Source organism: Rhodococcus sp. MH15 (assembly GCF_019266045.1).
Lineage (GTDB): Bacteria > Actinomycetota > Actinomycetes > Mycobacteriales > Mycobacteriaceae > Rhodococcus_F > Rhodococcus_F qingshengii.
The window spans coordinates 331,512-345,038 of record NZ_LPNP01000065.1 but is presented as its reverse complement, the minus strand read 5'-3'; the positions used below and the strand labels follow the sequence as shown (position 1 = coordinate 345,038).

General features: G+C 61.7%; 12 protein-coding genes. 2 read left to right on the top strand and 10 right to left on the bottom strand.

Going from position 1 to position 13,527, the window contains the following annotated elements; all coding sequences use genetic code 11:
• Positions 1-159: 159 nt before the first annotated feature.
• The 7 genes from ATN37_RS16060 to ATN37_RS16030 form a co-directional block, all read right to left on the bottom strand.
• Positions 160-1,116: an NAD(P)-dependent oxidoreductase gene (locus ATN37_RS16060; RefSeq protein ID WP_019746501.1), complete on the bottom strand. Its 957-nt coding sequence runs from the start codon at positions 1,114-1,116 to the stop codon at positions 160-162.
• A gap of 109 nt (positions 1,117-1,225) precedes the next feature.
• Positions 1,226-2,098, bottom strand: a complete 873-nt coding sequence (locus tag ATN37_RS16055) for an alpha/beta fold hydrolase (protein WP_019746500.1) — start codon at positions 2,096-2,098, stop codon at positions 1,226-1,228.
• 30 nt (positions 2,099-2,128) lie between these two features.
• The gene (locus ATN37_RS16050; protein ID WP_007731630.1) at positions 2,129-3,085 is read right to left on the bottom strand and encodes a 3-(2,3-dihydroxyphenyl)propionate dioxygenase; all 957 of its coding nucleotides are present in this window, start codon (positions 3,083-3,085) and stop codon (positions 2,129-2,131) included.
• The gene (locus tag ATN37_RS16045; protein ID WP_007731632.1) at positions 3,085-4,428 is read right to left on the bottom strand and encodes a M20 family metallopeptidase; all 1,344 of its coding nucleotides are present in this window, start codon (positions 4,426-4,428) and stop codon (positions 3,085-3,087) included. The genes ATN37_RS16050 and ATN37_RS16045 overlap by 1 nt, the downstream gene beginning before the upstream one ends.
• 122 nt (positions 4,429-4,550) lie before the next feature.
• On the bottom strand, positions 4,551-5,840 hold the full coding sequence (locus ATN37_RS16040; protein WP_081557233.1) for a Rieske 2Fe-2S domain-containing protein: 1,290 nt from the start codon (positions 5,838-5,840) through the stop codon (positions 4,551-4,553).
• A gap of 81 nt (positions 5,841-5,921) precedes the next feature.
• On the bottom strand, positions 5,922-6,320 hold the full coding sequence (locus tag ATN37_RS16035) for a hypothetical protein (RefSeq protein WP_021332874.1): 399 nt from the start codon (positions 6,318-6,320) through the stop codon (positions 5,922-5,924).
• A complete protein-coding gene (locus ATN37_RS16030; RefSeq protein ID WP_064073558.1) occupies positions 6,317-6,802 on the bottom strand; it encodes a MaoC family dehydratase N-terminal domain-containing protein in 486 nt (161 codons plus the stop codon). The genes ATN37_RS16035 and ATN37_RS16030 overlap by 4 nt, the downstream gene beginning before the upstream one ends.
• Positions 6,803-6,903: 101 nt before the next feature.
• Here ATN37_RS16030 and ATN37_RS16025 point away from each other — a divergent pair, with 101 nt between their 5' ends.
• On the top strand, positions 6,904-7,755 hold the full coding sequence (locus tag ATN37_RS16025; RefSeq protein ID WP_007731641.1) for an alpha/beta fold hydrolase: 852 nt from the start codon (positions 6,904-6,906) through the stop codon (positions 7,753-7,755).
• 7 nt (positions 7,756-7,762) lie between these two features.
• Entirely contained in the window at positions 7,763-8,944 is a 1,182-nt protein-coding gene (locus ATN37_RS16020; RefSeq protein ID WP_058038203.1) for a multidrug effflux MFS transporter, read from the top strand.
• A gap of 5 nt (positions 8,945-8,949) precedes the next feature.
• Here ATN37_RS16020 and ATN37_RS16015 read toward each other — a convergent pair whose 3' ends face one another.
• The 3 genes from ATN37_RS16015 to ATN37_RS16005 form a co-directional block, all read right to left on the bottom strand.
• Complete coding sequence (locus ATN37_RS16015) at positions 8,950-9,693, bottom strand: IclR family transcriptional regulator (protein WP_007731643.1); 744 nt, start codon at positions 9,691-9,693, stop codon at positions 8,950-8,952.
• A 70-nt stretch (positions 9,694-9,763) separates the two neighbouring features.
• Entirely contained in the window at positions 9,764-11,695 is a 1,932-nt protein-coding gene (locus ATN37_RS16010; RefSeq protein ID WP_165638734.1) for an ABC transporter ATP-binding protein, read from the bottom strand.
• A complete protein-coding gene (locus ATN37_RS16005; protein ID WP_054188631.1) occupies positions 11,692-13,425 on the bottom strand; it encodes an ABC transporter ATP-binding protein in 1,734 nt (577 codons plus the stop codon). The genes ATN37_RS16010 and ATN37_RS16005 overlap by 4 nt, the downstream gene beginning before the upstream one ends.
• Positions 13,426-13,527: the final 102 nt, after the last annotated feature.

The window sequence follows — 13,527 nt, the reverse complement described above, 5'->3', positions numbered from 1 at the left end:
CCGCAGTTGCGGGTCGTGGAGAGCAAACCTAGCTGTGTGTACCTACACCCGAGAACCAACCGGGTCCACCGTGCGGACCGGGGACAGGAACTTACCTCGGCGAAACACTGCACCTGGAGGAACGTGCGGACCGAAATACTTCGGTAACACGGCCCTCGATCACAATGTCCACCGAATTGTCTGCGAGCGCAGCGCACTGGCGACATTCTGCGCCGTCATCGAATAGATCGACGCACGCGCTCCGGCGCTGCCGCCGGCGACGTGCGGGCTCAGGAGGGTCGAATCGAATCCACGGAGCGGGCTCGAAATCGGTAGTGGTTCAACGTCGAACACATCGAGGGCAGCGCCGCCGACATGCCTGGAACGCAAGGCACGCGCCAATGCCGCGTCGTCGACGACAGCGCCGCGCGCCACATTGACCACGATCGCTCCGGTGGGCAACTGCGCAACTCGATGGGAATTGATCAGTCCCCGAGTTGATTCCGTAAGCGGGACGGCCAGCACCAGGACATCCGCGAGAGGCAGTAACTCGTCGAGTGACACAAACGTCGCAGCCACAGTGTCACGCGGTCTCGAACGCGCGGTGACGTAGACGTCGCAACCGAAGGCGGCAAACAATTCTGCACACCGGCGGCCGATCGAACCAACACCTACGACGCCGACCCGGCGCTGCGCCAGATCGCGGCAATCGCGCGTCAGGATGGATTCCTGTGGCCATCGACCATCGGTAACCTCGTTGTGCGCCCAGAACATGGAGCGGCACAACACACCTGCCGCGAGCACTGCCCACTCCGCAACCGAGTTCGCGTTTGCACCGGGAGTATTCGCCACCGGAACTCCGGCGGCGCGCCAGGCTTCGGCATCGATGAAATTGGTTCCGGCACCAGGCTGTTGGACGAGGAGCACATTCCGGCCGAGCTCTGCTTCCTCCTTGCCCAGTGGCAGATCACCACTCCAGTCCCCCACCACGACGTCGCATGTCGGCAACTCCGCACGGAGCGCCCCCGTGGTGCGCTCAGGTAATCGAACTACCTCCGCCTCACCCCTGACGGCGTCACGGATTGCGGTACCGAGTCCGTTGTCGGCGTCGGCCGTCAGCAGAAGTACTTTCTTCACGAGAACTCCTTCGCTGTAAGACGATGACTGTACCTTCGAAAACGCGGAAGCCGGCCTCCCAATCGAGAGACCGGCTCCATTACGCAGCAGCATATTTGGCAGGAACTTCTCAGATAGCTGCCTTCGCGCTGGCTGATGCCTTTGCCAAGAACTCGAGGCTCAGCGGGTTGTACTTCGCTGCCTGCTCGTGCTGCGGCCAGTGACCGCACTCCGAGTAGAGTTCGAGCTGAGCGCCCGGAATATCCTCGGCCATCTTCTTCGCTTCCGGAACATCACCGAACGGATTTTCCTGACCCCAGACCACAAGAGTCGGCGCCTTGATGAGTGCCATTCGATCCGGGCGCAGCAGGTTCCGCTGGCGAACCTCCATCTCCTGCAAGGAAAGGAGGTTGTGGATGTTGGCGACAAAGTCAGGCTGATGGTAGATCCGGTGACGAGCCTGAACCAATTCCTCGGTTGCATCGGCGGGATCATGCATGAGCAACTGCATACGTGCGCGGGTCAATTCGATGTCGTCACTCTGGACGGCCTTCGCGGTCGACGTCTTGATGCGCTCCATGACTACCGGGTTCGCGACTGTTCCGCCTGCTGCCAGCAACTGCAGCGACAGAACACGTTCGGGCTGCTCGCTGGCCAGGTAGGCAGCGACCCAACCACCGAGGCTTTCACCCACCAAGTGCACACGGTCCAGTCCGACCGCGTCGAGGTAGTTCACCAAATGCTCGACGTAGCGCGGAATCTCGTACGGGTAGTCAGGCTTGCCGGTGTAACCATGGCCGAGCATGTCGATCGCGTGAACCCGGTAAGACTCGGCGTGCGGTGCAATATTGCGTGCAAATGCCTCGAGGTGTCCGCTGGTGCCGTGCAGGAAGATCACGGCCTCGTCACCGGATCCTGCCTGCAGAGAGCGCGTGGGCACACCGCCGGCGTCGACGGTCGTCAACTCGAAATCGAGCCCGGCAAGTTCGTTCCAGATTGTCATCAGAGAAACTTCCTTTACTGAAGGTGCAGATTATGTTGTTGCGCTGTCTGTTCCAGCTGGATCGAGAATCGTGACACCCATACCGGTGAGCCACTCGGGAATCGCTTCGTAGGCAAGGCGTTCACCCGGAACGTAGTCGAGCATCGCGGCCATCATGAGCCAGGTCCGCAACTCCTGCGCACCGTTGCCCGCCTCGTCTTCGATCTGCTGCGTCGTGAACTCGGCAAGCTCACTTGCCTTGCCGCTGGCAAACAGATCAAGAATTCGGTCATCGAACTCCGGAGTGATCGCGGCATCGGCTGCGCGGATGATCTGGCGTCGCCGGACGTCGTAGTCGGACCAGTTCTCCCGGCCGTCCAGCCAGGCTTGAACCATGAAATCCTCGTCCTCACCGTGCGGATCCCGCCAGTCCGGCCAGGGCAGACGATGAGACAATCCACCGGACGCGATCACCACGACCCGGGTATCCGCCGGATACGACGCAACGGCATCCCGCAGGGCCTTCGCCACTTCCTCACATCGCTTGAACGTCGGGAGGGGCGGCGCGAATACGTTGACCACCAACGGAACTATCGGAACATCGATTCCGTCGAGAAGGTACTGAATCGCGTGAGACTGACCATGATCGATCTGCAATCGCGCCGAGTAGGCAAGATCGAACCGGCCACCTTCGATCAGCTCGTTTGCAAGGTGCCTGGCGAACTCCACGTCGACCCGTTGCGGCCCCTTGGGTGTTCCTGACTCGCCACTGGAAATGCACTCTCCGACGCCGAGAGTGAACGCCGGAATCAGATCCAGCCAGAAACCGCGAAAGTGGTTGGAGCCGAGAATCAAGACAACATCGGGTTTCGACGCCGCGATCTTCTCCCGGCTCAGATACAGCGCGTCCCGGAAGCGTTCGGCCTCCGCCTTGTGCGTCGTCTCTTCCCAATGGGTGTTCATCAAGGTGCTGTGGGAGGCACCGATACCCAGAACTATCTTCGCCATCAGTCGATTCCTACTTCCTCGAGCGAGCGGGTGACGGTGTCGAGGGCCACTCGGATCAGATACTTCGTAAATCTCTCCGCCGCAGCCAGGTCCACAGTGTTCATCCCCATCGCGAAGTCCACCTCGAACGGTGCGTCGACCACCTTGGGCATACCCACCCGAATCGTCGGGATGCCGCGGCTGCGCAGGATGTTTGCGTCGGTGGCTCCACTCGCGTCGAAGAAGTCCTGATGCGGCTCTCCTTCGGCAGCTTCCCACGCGTGGACTGCGGCGCGGCGCAACCACATTCGAGGGTCGGAACCCTCACCGGGGATGGCAAGAACCTGTTCGACGTCGATCTGCAGATCCAGCGATTGTGCGATCTCCGCAACGACGGCTTTGAGTTCGCGCTTGGCCGCGGTGGGCGTCGTCCGCGGGCTGAGCCGTAGATCAACGGTAAGGCGCACCTGCTCGGGGGTGAACGACGCTGTTCGCTCCCACCCGCCGCGGATGTTGGCAACGATCCCCTGAGGCGCAACCAAACCGTCCTGATGCGCCGCCGAGTACTTCGGGAACCATTCCTCCAACTTGGCGACCACCTCGCCGGCTGCGGTAATCGCGTTGCGGTACGGCAACCGGTGGCGCGAGCCGACGTAGGTGTGCAGACCGTGCACCGTGATCTCGAACCAGGCCAGTCCCACTTCTTCCCAGGAAACCGTCCAGCCGGGCTTGGCGATCAACGCGCAGTCCGCCCACACTCCCTGTTCCAGGAGGAACGAGCAGCCGACGCCCTGGCCGGTGTTGCGTCGGGGGTTTCCGACACCGGGGCGGGCATTGGTCGGCATACCACCGGCGCCGAATCCGAGCACCAGGTCACCGCGGAGCGGAATACCGGCTGCGGCAATTGCTTCGGCCGCCGCGACAATGCAGACGGCGTGGCCTTTGGGGTTCGACGCACCCAATCCGATCACGTAGTTCTCGTCGAACTGGGCGTGCGGCGTCAGATCCGCTCGCAGCTCATTTCCCACCCACGGCAGGTCTTCCGCCGGATCGCCGGTCGTGACGGTGTCGATCGGCGCATACAGCAACAGGTCCGGTCCGGACCCGTCACCGCGGAGCCTTCCCCACGAGTTCGCCTGCCGATCATCGAGATCCATTGTGTGGGCCTCGATGCCCGACGCTGCCAGGACCGCCGTGATGTGGCGGGCCAGCGGTGCTTCGTCACCCGTCGGACTGGGAATGTTGACCACCGAAGTGGCGAGATCCCGCAATCGCGCACGATCGACATGGGCGTAGGCTCGCTCGACCCATTCCCGGCGCTCGTCGCCTAGGCCTGCGAGAGCATCGGCCCTCGCAGTGGTCATGGATTGACCTGATGTACCTGAGTATTGCTGCGCTCGCCGGCCAGCTGCCACAGCTTGGGAACTGCCACTGCAACAGCGGCACCGATAGCGACAGCCGTCAGAATCTTGAACATGTATCTCTCCTATTCGCTGGTGCCGGTGGGAATCTGAGCGTCGGCGACAGGGGCCGAGCGGGGCGTTGGCGTCCGGCGCTCTCGGGTGGGCCTGACCGGCGCCTTGGGGGTGTGCTTGGCCGCGTCGGCGATCTTCTCGGCGTACTCTTCCTCTGCCAGATTTCGCCACGTCGTCAGCGACACGTCCGGTCGGTACAGCTTCTCCGGCGGTGCGTCGGTGACCTCGACCATCCACGCATCCTGACCCGAGAACTGACCGTGGAACAGCCAGCGGATCGCGCCGAGGTACTTGGCGTAGAAGCCCAATTTTGCTGCGCCGGAGACGAAGTTGACCATGAGGCCGACGTACTTGTGGTTGTCTTCGTCCACCGGGACGTAGAACTCGTAGTGAATGAACTTGGGGTACGCGATGCGCAGGACACCCGGCATGGACAGTGAAGCAAAACCGGGGAAATTCTGAGCTGCGATCACAGGATTGACGTCCAGACCGGCGCCGACGTTTCCGATCTGCGAAATCTGGGTCTCGTCCGGCTTCTTCTTCCACCACCGCTTGTTCGTCCAGGTTCCCACGCCCGGGAATTCCGCCTCCCAGTACACCGCTTCCTGCACGCGGTAGATCCAGCGTCCCTCCGGAACGATGCTCGTGATGTTCCACGTCGGCATCGGCTTGAACAGACGCCACAATGCGGTGCGGTGCAGGTACTTCGCATGTCCCTCGTCGAAACCGTTCTCACATGCGAAGCGCCAGTTGCCTTCTCGGGGCTGAATCCGACCACCGACGATACCCTTGTTCTCCACCAGCTCACGCGGCAACTGGTCGTCGATGGACGGCGCCGGCTCGTTGGCGATCGGGATGTACACCCACACCAGACCGAGTCGCTCCTCGATCGCATAGGTCTGGACGTTCAGCTTGCCGCAGATCTTGGAATCCGGACCGTCGGTGATGACCGCGGCCAGCTTGCCGTCAGTGAGCCGGTACGTCCAGCCGTGGTACGGGCAGCTGACAGTTCCCGGGAACTGCTGATCGCCCTCGGACAACGGAACGCCGCGGTGCGGGCACCGATCGTGCAGGGCATATGCCTTGCCTGCGTCGCGGATGATCGCCAGCTTTTCACCACAGATGGTGAAGCTCTTGGGGTCTTTGGTGATGTGGTTCGACCACGTGACCGGGTACCAGTAACCGCGGTATCCGCTGCCGGCTGCGTTGTAACCCGGCCATGCCGTCCAATCCTGCCGACCGGCCGCTCGTGGCCGCTCGGGCAGCGCGAACGTGGCTTCCGACGCCTCGACACCAGTCATGTGAAGTCCTCTCGACACTGAACGTTTGAATGAAACAGATCTTGGGTGAGATTGCGATCTACGCCAATGGATTCGGTTCGCTCAGCAGACCCGGACCACCACAGCGGTTCCGACGGCACACAGCACGCCATTGTCCGAATGCTCCCGCAATGCCAAAGTTAGTTGGTCACTGTCGATTTGGGACACTTCACCCGACACCTCGAGTGTGGTTCCGACGGGCGCGGGCGCACGATTCTGCCAGGAGACGGACACAACTCCTTCGTATCCACCGGCAAAGTGTGACGCGGCACGAAAGAACAGCGTGCCCTGCAACTGGGCCATGACCACCGGTGCGGACAACCCCTCCGTCTGCGCATAGGAGGCGTCGTAGTGAATACGGTGCGAATTGTGCGTCGACGCCCCGAATCGAAGGATCCGAACCGGATCGCAGACCAAGGTCACCGATTCGATCGGCGTGCCCACGACTACTGTTTCGGTCATCGGACGATGAACTTCTCGACGACCTCGGCAAATGCGCCGGACTGCGCACCCCGGTAAGTCTTGGTGACCGAGAGCAGCAGAAACTCGTCCGGAGCCCGGCCCTTGGTCGTCACGGTATCGAGTACTCGCCCTACGACGACAGCCTCACCCAGCGGGGCCGGTCGCAAGAAAGTCACACTCTGCCCGCCGGCCATCAAGCGCACGTCGATACCGTCTGTGCCCGGCACTTCGTCACGGAACATGCCGTCTGCTCGGTACTCTCGATCGGAGCCACCTTGCGGTCCTCGCAAAAGCGAAGGCAGATACATCGGATGGACGGCAAATGCCGGGTGCTCCGGGTCGAGAAACCGGGGGTCCGTCTCGGCGGTGGCAACCGCAAACGCAACCGACTCCGCCGGACGCACCGTTCCCAACTCTCGCGTTTCCCCCGTACCGATCATCGCCTCCGCGCGATCACGCGCGTGCTCGAGTTCTGTTCTCATGCCAGCACGCTAGGCATTCGGAAGTCTCACAGCCACGAACCGGGTTCGCCTGCCGGACCGCGATACTTCCCATACCGCTCACCTCGAGGTCAGGTATAGCCATGGCTGATCAACCGAAGAGCTTGTACGCCAAAGCAGATGGCGTCACATTCCATTACTACGACCTCGGCGAGGGCGACCCCACGATTTTCCTGCACGGAGGCGGCCCCGGCTGCACTGCGTGGTCCGACTTCGGGCCGGTGGCACCGCTCTTCGCCTCGGATCGACGAGCGATTCTCGTTGATCTGCTGCAATACGGTCGGTCCGACAAGTGCACCATCGCCGGCCCAATGTGGGACTTCCACGCCGCCAAGGTGGTTGCCCTGCTCGACGAACTCGGAATCGAACGCGCAGACTTCGTCTGCAACTCGTGGGGCGGCACCATAGCGCTCAATCTTGCGGCAAAGTACCCGGAACGCGTTCGCTCCCTGGTGATCACGGGCAGCATGCCCGTCTTCTACGGTCCACTCGCGCCGCTCCCCGAGGATGGCCGTCGTGGCCGCAACGCCCGCGACGTCTACTACGGCGGCACCGGCCCCACCCTCGAAAAACTCCGCACCTTGATCACCAGTCTCGAATGGTTCGACGGATCGAAGTTGCCCGCCGAAACCCTCCAGATGCGATACGAGCAAAGTCTCGACCCCGAAGAAATGGCCCTGGCTGCCTCGGCGGACTCACCTCGTGGCGATTGGCAGGATCTCACAGCTGAACTCGGCCAGATCCAGGCGCCGACGCTCTTCGCCTGGGGCATGCACGACGCATTCCTCACCCCGGACTACCCGCTCATGCTTGCGCGGATGATTCCCCATGGCCATCTCTACATCATGGACAAGGCGTCGCATCATCTTCAGGAAGAACGACCATACGACTACTACAGTGTAGTTTCGGGTTTCCTTGACCAACAGCACAACTGAACGAACGGTGATCGCCCCGACGGGCGGTGCACGGATCCGATTGGTACTGCTTCTCGGAATTCTCACCGCCCTCGGGCCGTTCACCGTCGACATGTATCTTCCTGCGCTGCCACAGATCACGCAGGAATTCGGCACGTCGGACACGATGGTTCAGCTGACCCTGACGGGCACACTGCTGGGTCTGGCTTTCGGCCAGTTGCTCATCGGCCCACTGTCCGACATCTACGGACGTCGACGTCCCCTGCTCGTGGGCACAGTAATTCACGTCGGCGCGTCGTTGGCCTGCTTCTTTGCTCCGTCCATCGAAGTCCTCACTGCGCTGCGAACCCTTCAAGGTTTCGGCGCCGCCGCGACAGGCGTGATCGCGATGGCAATCGTTCGTGATCTATTCACCGGACACGATGCGGCAGTTGTACTTTCGCGGCTGATGTTGGTCATGGGCGTAGCGCCCATCCTGGCCCCCTCCATCGGCGGGGCACTGATGTCCGTAACACAGTGGCGCGGGGTCTTTCTCGCTCTCTTCATCCTGGGCATCGCGATGATCGCACTCGCGGCAGTATCGCTGCCGGAAACACTTCCACCCGAGAATCGGTCGGGCAAGGGCATCGGCGCCATCGCGCGAAACTACATTGCGCTCGGCAAGGATGCCCACTTCATGGTGTTGGTGCTCGTGTGCGGTCTCGGCCGCGGCGTTTTGTGGTCGTACATCGCCGCGTCGTCCTACGTGATGCAGGAACAGTTCGGACTGAGCGCCACCGCATACGGATTTGCCTTTGCCGGCGGCGCCGTCGTTCTGATCGGTTCGTCCCAGCTCAACGTCGTGCTTCTCGGCCGGTGGTCGCCGAATTCCATCACGATCTGGGCAATGTGGGGCAGTAGTGCCGTCGGCGCTGCATTTGTTGTTGTTGCCGCCACCGACTCGTGGGGATTCGTCGGGTTTGCCGTCCCCATCCTGCTGATGCTCTGCGCAACGGGTTTTGTCATGCCCAACGCACCGGCGGTTGCACTGTCCCGTCACGGAGAAGCCGCAGGCTCAGCAGCCGCGCTGATCGGATTTGCGCAGTTCGGCGCTGCAGCTGTGGTTGCGCCCATCGTCGGCCTTCTCGGCAACACCAGTCTTGCCGTGGCCATCTCCATGACCGGGGCTTCGGTTCTGGGCGTGATCGCGCTGCTCTGCGTGCGTCGATAAAACGGTTATGCCGAGCGTTCGAGGACCGATACCTTCCGGCTGATCCCTTCGGCCGCCGCGCGCAACGGTTCGGCAAAACGCTCGGTATCCATTCGATACCGCGGACTCGACACACCGATCGCGGCAACTGCTTCACCAAGTCCACCGAAGATCGGGGCAGCGATACTCGATGTTCCCAGGCGAACCTCCTCGGTCTCGACCGCCAACTGCTGCGAACGAACAGCGTCGAGTTGCCTACGTAACCCGTCTTCCGAGTTCACCGTCCGATCGGTGAACTCGACAAATCCGTTGCCTGTCACCGCTCGAAAAACGGAATCCGGTGAGTACGCGAGTATCGCTTTGCCGGTTGCCGTGGCATACATCGGCAGCCGGCCAGCCACCCGCGACGGCAGGTCCACCCCGTGATGACCGGAGATCTTGTCGATGTACAGAACATCGAGGCCGTCGCGAATCGCGAGGTGAACCGTCTCCCGGGTCGCCGCGTGAAGATCCTGCACATACGTCAAGGACACCTCGCGCAGAATACGTTGACGAGGAACCAACTGCCCCAGTTCGAAGAGCCGTAACCCCAACCTGTACTTGGTTCCGACCCGTTCCAGTAGACCAAGAGACACCAGTTCACCGGCTATTCGATGCACCGTCGCCTTCGCAACACCACTCCGATTCGCAAGTTCGGTCAGCGACAGCGCACCCGAATCCGCATCGAAGGAATCGAGTATCAGGCGCGCTTTCCCCAGCAACGAATGCATCGCCGAGCGCCTCCAGTACACAGAATGTGGTCCACCCAGCGGACCAAGTCTGCTCCAGTCTACTGAGGCATCAGTTCTCCGCGCCCACGAATTGGCTGTTGTACAGACGGAAGTACGCGCCGCGGGATTCGAGCAGAGCCTCATGGCTCCCCTGCTCCACGATCCGGCCTTCCTCCATCACCACGATCAGGTTCGCATCACGAATTGTCGAAAGACGGTGCGCGATGACAAAGCTGGTTCGGTCGTTGCGCAGAACCGCGGTGGCGCTCTGGACCAGCAGTTCGGTGCGCGTGTCCACCGAACTGGTCGCCTCGTCGAGGATCAGGATGGACGGCTGCGAGATGAAGGCGCGGGCGATAGTGATGAGCTGCTTCTCGCCCGCACTGACGTTGCTGCCTTCCTCGTCGATGACCGTGTCGTAACCCTCAGGCAGAGAGTGCACGAACTTGTCGACGTAGCTCATCTCGGCCGCACGACGAATCTCCTCGTCGGTGGCACCAGGCTTGCCGTAGGCGATGTTCTCGCGGATGGTTCCACCGAACAGCCATGCGTCCTGCAGAACCATGCCGATCCGTGAGCGCAGATCGTCTCGCGTCATGTCGGCGATGTCGATGCCGTCCAAAGTGATTCGGCCCGAATTGAGTTCGTAGAACCGCAGGATGAGGTTGACGAGGGTGGTCTTGCCTGCGCCGGTGGGTCCGACGATCGCAACCATCTGACCCGGCTCGGCAGTCAGGGACAGATCCTCGATCAGCGGCTGTTCCGGCTTGTAACTGAAGGTGACGTTCTCGAACTTGACGCGACCCTTGTCGACAGTGGGCGACTTCGCACTCTTCGGGTCCTCCGACTGCTCCTCTTGGTCGAGCAGCGCGAAGACCCGCTCGGCCGAAGCGACGCCGGACTGCAGCAGATTGGTCATCGACGCTATCTGCGTGAGCGGCTGGGTGAACTGCCGCGAGTACTGGATGAACGCTTGCACATCGCCGAGCGTCATCGTTCCGGATGCGACGCGCATGCCACCCACCACTGCGATGGCGACGTAGTTGAGGTTGCCCAGGAACATCACGGCCGGCATGACCAGACCGGAGATGAACTGCGCCTTGAAACTCGACTCGTACAGATCCTCGTTCTGCTTGCGGAAGCGCTCCTCGACCTCCTGCTGGCGACCGAACACCTTGACCAACTCGTGGCCGCTGAATGCTTCCTCGACCTGCGCGTTGATTCCGCCGGTGCTCTTCCACTGCGCCACGAAGTGCTTCTGTGAACGCTTCGCGATAAACGCCGTCACCATGATCGACAGCGGAACAGTTGCCACCGCGATCAAGGCGAGCAGAGGTGAGATCCACAGCATCATCACCAGAATGCCCAGGACGGTCATCACCGACATGACCAACTGGCTGAGCGTCTGCTGCAAGCTCTGCGCGACGTTGTCGATATCATTGGTCACGCGTGAGAGAACATCACCGCGGGCATGGGTATCGAAGTACCGCAAGGGAAGTCGGTGAATCTTCTGCTCGACGTCCTCACGCAGACGACGAACGGTTCGCTGGACCACGATGTTGAGCAGATACGCCTGCAGCCAACTGAACAGCGACGCGCAGACGAACAGCAGCAGCACGATCATCAAGACCTTGCCGACGGCGTCGAAATCGATTCCGGTTCCAGGCACAACTGCCATGCCGGACACCATGTCGGCGAGCTGACCCTGCCCCGAAGCGCGCAATCCTTCGACAGCCTGTTCCTTGGTCGTCCCCGGCTGGAGTTGCTTGCTGACGATGCCGTCGAAGATCAGGTTGGTGGCGTTTCCCAGGATCTTCGGCGCGATCGAGGAAAGTACGACGCTTGCGGTCACCAAAGCGAAGATCAGGACGACGATCGGCTTGTCGGGGCTCAAGCGACCGAGGAGACGTTTGAGCGAAGGGCCGAAGTTCATGGCCTTCTTTGTGGGATCGCCGCCGCCGGGCGGGCCGATGGGAGGCGAGGAAGTCGGTCGATTGCTCATGATGCGTCCTGTACGGCTAGCTGAGAGGCGACGATTTCGCCGTAGGTGGGACAACTGACCACGAGTTCGTCGTGCGTGCCGATCCCCACGATGGCGCCGTCGTCGAGCACGATGATCTGATCGGCTTCCACGATGGTGGAAATGCGCTGCGCGACAACGACGATGCAGGCGTCTTGCGTGACCGGCCGGAGCGCCGCACGCAGCCTCGCATCAGTAGTGAGGTCGAGTGCCGAGAAGGAATCGTCGAACAGATAGATCTGTGGCTTACGCACCAACGCTCTGGCGATGGCGAGTCTCTGACGCTGACCGCCCGATACCGTCGTACCGCCTTGTGCCACCGGTGTGTCCAGGCCTTCAGGCATGGCGCGGACGAAGTCGGCAGCTTGGGCGATCTCGAGGCACTCCCACAGCCATTCGTCGGTAGCTTCGGGGTTTCCGTAGCGGAGATTGGTGGCGACAGTGCCCGAGAACAGATACGGCTTCTGCGGGACGAGACCGATCACCGAGCAGAGCAGTTCCGTGTCGATGTCGCGGACGTCGACTCCTCCCACCGATACCGATCCGGAGGTGGAGTCGATCAAACGCGGAATCAGGTTAAGCAGAGTGGTCTTTCCCGATCCGGTGCCGCCGATGATCGCCGTCGTCTTGCCGGGTTCGGCACGGAACGTGATGTCGCGCAATACAGGTTCCTCGGCTCCGGGGAACTGGAACTGAGCGCCACGAAGTTCGACGACTCCCGGGTCCTTCAGTTCTCGGACCGGGTTCTCGGGCGGAATCACCGACGAATCCGTGTCGAGCACCTCGGAGATACGTTCGGCGCACACCGACGCACGCGGCAGCATCACCGCCATGAAGGTGGCCATCATGACGGCCATCAGGATCTGCATGATGTAGCTGAGCATCGCGGTGAGCGAGCCGATCTGCATCGAGCCCTCGTTGATCTGATGGCCACCGAACCAGATGACCGCGACGCTGGTGACATTGCTGATCAGCATCACGAGCGGGAACATCAGTGCCATGAGGCGGCCGACGCCGAGTGCAGTCTCCGTCAGCTCACGGTTGGCATCGCCGAAACGCTCTACCTCGTACGGTTCCCGTACAAACGCTCGGACGACGCGGATGCCCGTGATCTGTTCGCGAAGAACACGGTTGACGGCGTCGAGGCGGCCCTGCATGACCCTGAATCCGGGGACCATCCGGGCAATCAGGAAACCCATCGAGACTACGAGCAGCGGGACGCTGATCCCCAGGATCCAGGACAGATTCAGGTCCTGGCGCAGAGCCATGATGATGCCGCCGACGCACATGATCGGCGCCATGACGAGGATGGTGCAACTCATCACGACCATCATCTGCACTTGCTGGACGTCGTTGGTGTTGCGGGTGATCAGCGAAGGCGCACCGAAGTGCCCGACCTCTCGGGCCGAGAACGTCCCGACCTGATGCAGCACCGAAGCCCGGAGATCGCGTCCGACGCCCATGGCGACTCGCGCACCGAAGAAGACGGCACCCACCGAGCACAGGATCTGCGTGAGCGTGACCATCAGCATCATCCCGCCGGTGGAGAGGATGTAGCCGGTGTCGCCTTTCGTCACGCCGTTGTCGATGATGTCGGCGTTGAGACTCGGAAGGTAAAGGGCCGCCATAGTCGAAATAAACTGCAGGACGACAACGCCCGTGAGTTCACCCCGGTACGGCATCAGATAAGTGCGCAGCAGCCTGATCAGCATAGTGAGCGAAGGTTACCAATCCTGGCCGACATGTGCCGCTGGATATTTCGATACACAAAAACTGCTGTGCGCCTTTATTAACCGCGGGGGGTTAATAAAGGC